1 protein-coding gene and 1 pseudogene are annotated in these 2,068 nt (G+C 68.4%); one reads left to right on the top strand and one right to left on the bottom strand.

Features of this window, described 5'->3' with window-relative positions; genetic code table 11:
- A pseudogene (locus AC2VOG_RS10405) lies at positions 1–230 on the top strand (FAD-dependent oxidoreductase); the annotation flags it as partial.
- A 170-nt stretch (positions 231–400) separates the two neighbouring features.
- Here the strand turns inward: AC2VOG_RS10405 and AC2VOG_RS10410 are convergent.
- A complete protein-coding gene (locus AC2VOG_RS10410) occupies positions 401–1,807 on the bottom strand; it encodes an IS1380 family transposase (RefSeq protein ID WP_486939816.1) in 1,407 nt (468 codons plus the stop codon).
- Positions 1,808–2,068: the final 261 nt, after the last annotated feature.

Genomic DNA, 2,068 nt, shown 5'->3' on the forward strand with positions numbered 1-2,068 from the left:
GCCGGGAGCTACCCACCGTCGTCACTCAAACGGTTCAGCGGGCGGCGCACCGAGCGCTGAACCCGATCTTGCGCGGCAAGAACCTCGACCCACCGCCGAGCGTGGGCACCCTGTTCGCGATGTTTCCCTGGCTGTCAGCGATACCGGCCTACCTGGTCGGTGTGGGGGTGCGCCCGGAGCGGGCACCGGCCTTCGCGCGCCGCCAGAGTCGCTCGGACCGGTCGCGCTAGCCTCGATTTTGCATGGAAAATGGGTTCGGGCTCGGTCTGATGGCGAATTGGCTGATTGGTAATGATTTTCGGGTGGTGGCGTGGCGGAGCTGTCCCGTGTCGCCGGGTGGGGCGGGCTTTCCCAGGGCCGGTGGGCCTTTCAACGTTGGTCGGTCGGATGGGCCGCGGTGTTATCGGAAGGCGCTGCGGATGGTCTGCCAGGCGGCGGCTATCGCCGATGCCCACCGCCAGGTGACATCCAGGCGTAGCCGCAGTTGACGGGCACTGCGGGTGACGCGGGCCGCGACGTGCAGGACCCGGTAGCGGAAGGTGGCGATCTCAGCGCGGGCCAGTGCCGGGTGGCTACCGAATCCGATGAGTCGGGTCCAGGTGACCAGGTCGGCGCCGGCCAGAATGACTTCGAGCCAGGCAGCGTTGGCCCAGAAGGAATGACACGGCAGGTTACGCAGACCGGTGGCCTTCAGTTCGCGGATACGGTCCTCGACGCGGGCGTGCTGACGGTGCCGTAACTCCAGGCCCGCTACCTGCCCGGCGATGATTCCGGGTGGTGTGTCGGTGATGAACGCGGTGATCCGCATCCCGTCGGCGTCGGTGAACCGCAACTGCGCGCCGGGGTGGGGGCGTTCTCTGCGCAGGATCAACCGGGTCCCGGCCGGCCAGGAGGCCAGGTTGACCAGGGTGGTGGCCTCGGCGACCCAGGCGCCGTCGCGGATACCGCCGTCGGTGTCGATCGCCGGGTACCAGGCATCAGCGAGGGTGAGACTGTCCACGGCGTCCTGCACGCGGGCGTCGACAGGGTAGCCGAAGGAGAACCCGACCCCGGCGATGCGGCAGGCATCGGCGAATCGGTGGGTGGCCCCGGCGGTGTCGCAGCGCACCACCACCCGGGGCTTATCGGGATCATCGGGGTGGTCTGGGTCGGGCCGCCACGCCGGGGGCAGGGCGGCCAGTGCCTGTCCCAGAACGATGACGTGGTCACTGGCAGTGTTGGAGCCGGCGTTACCGTTGCGCAGCAACCCGGCCAGAGCCTCGCCACCGGCGATCTCGGGGCGGTCCAGGAACGCTAGCAGCGGATGAAGACCGAACGTCTTCTTCCAGGTCGGGGCGGCGCCGGTCTTGTTGTCGGAGTGATCGATGACCAGGGTGGCGTCGATGTCGATGTGCAGCCAGCCCTCACCAGCGGGGGACGCTCCGGCTTCCCAGGCCGCGGCCCGCGCGGCGGCCCGCGCGGCCCGTACCCCGGGTAGGTGTGCGGCGTCGATGCGCTCATCGACCAGCCGCCACATCGTGGTCGTCGAGGCCTTCGCACCCAGGACGTGCTCGCGATCCCCGCACAGTTGCGCGACCCCGTCGATGCAGTCGGCCCCGTCGGCGACCGCGGCGGCCAGATCAGCGAACACCTCCCCGGGCGCGTACACCCACGGGCCCCGGTAGGTATCCGCCAGCGCGGCCGTGACCTGCGTCGATAACCCGGTCCGGTCGGCCAGTTCGCGCAGCATGCCCATCCCGGCATGCGACACCACACCTTGGCCGTCAGCAGACACTTTCACCCGCCCTGCCACCGCGATATTCTTCACCTGCGAGGTGCCTTCCACTTGGAACGATTGAACCGTCGACAAGTCCAATTATTCCTTGCAGGACAGGCACTTTCGCTCATCTACACACCTTCACAAGGCGCATTTCGCGAAAAATCTGGGCTAGCCAGGCTACCGACCACCGAGGTGGCCGACGCCGCGTTCGGCGACGAAGTTGGGCTGGGTGACAAGCCGGTCGTCAGGCACCACCCGCTGGGCACGCGGGCTGCCCAACCGCCAAGCCGGTGACCCGAACCGTCATCA

The organism is Mycobacterium sp. TH-M11 (assembly GCF_057473725.1).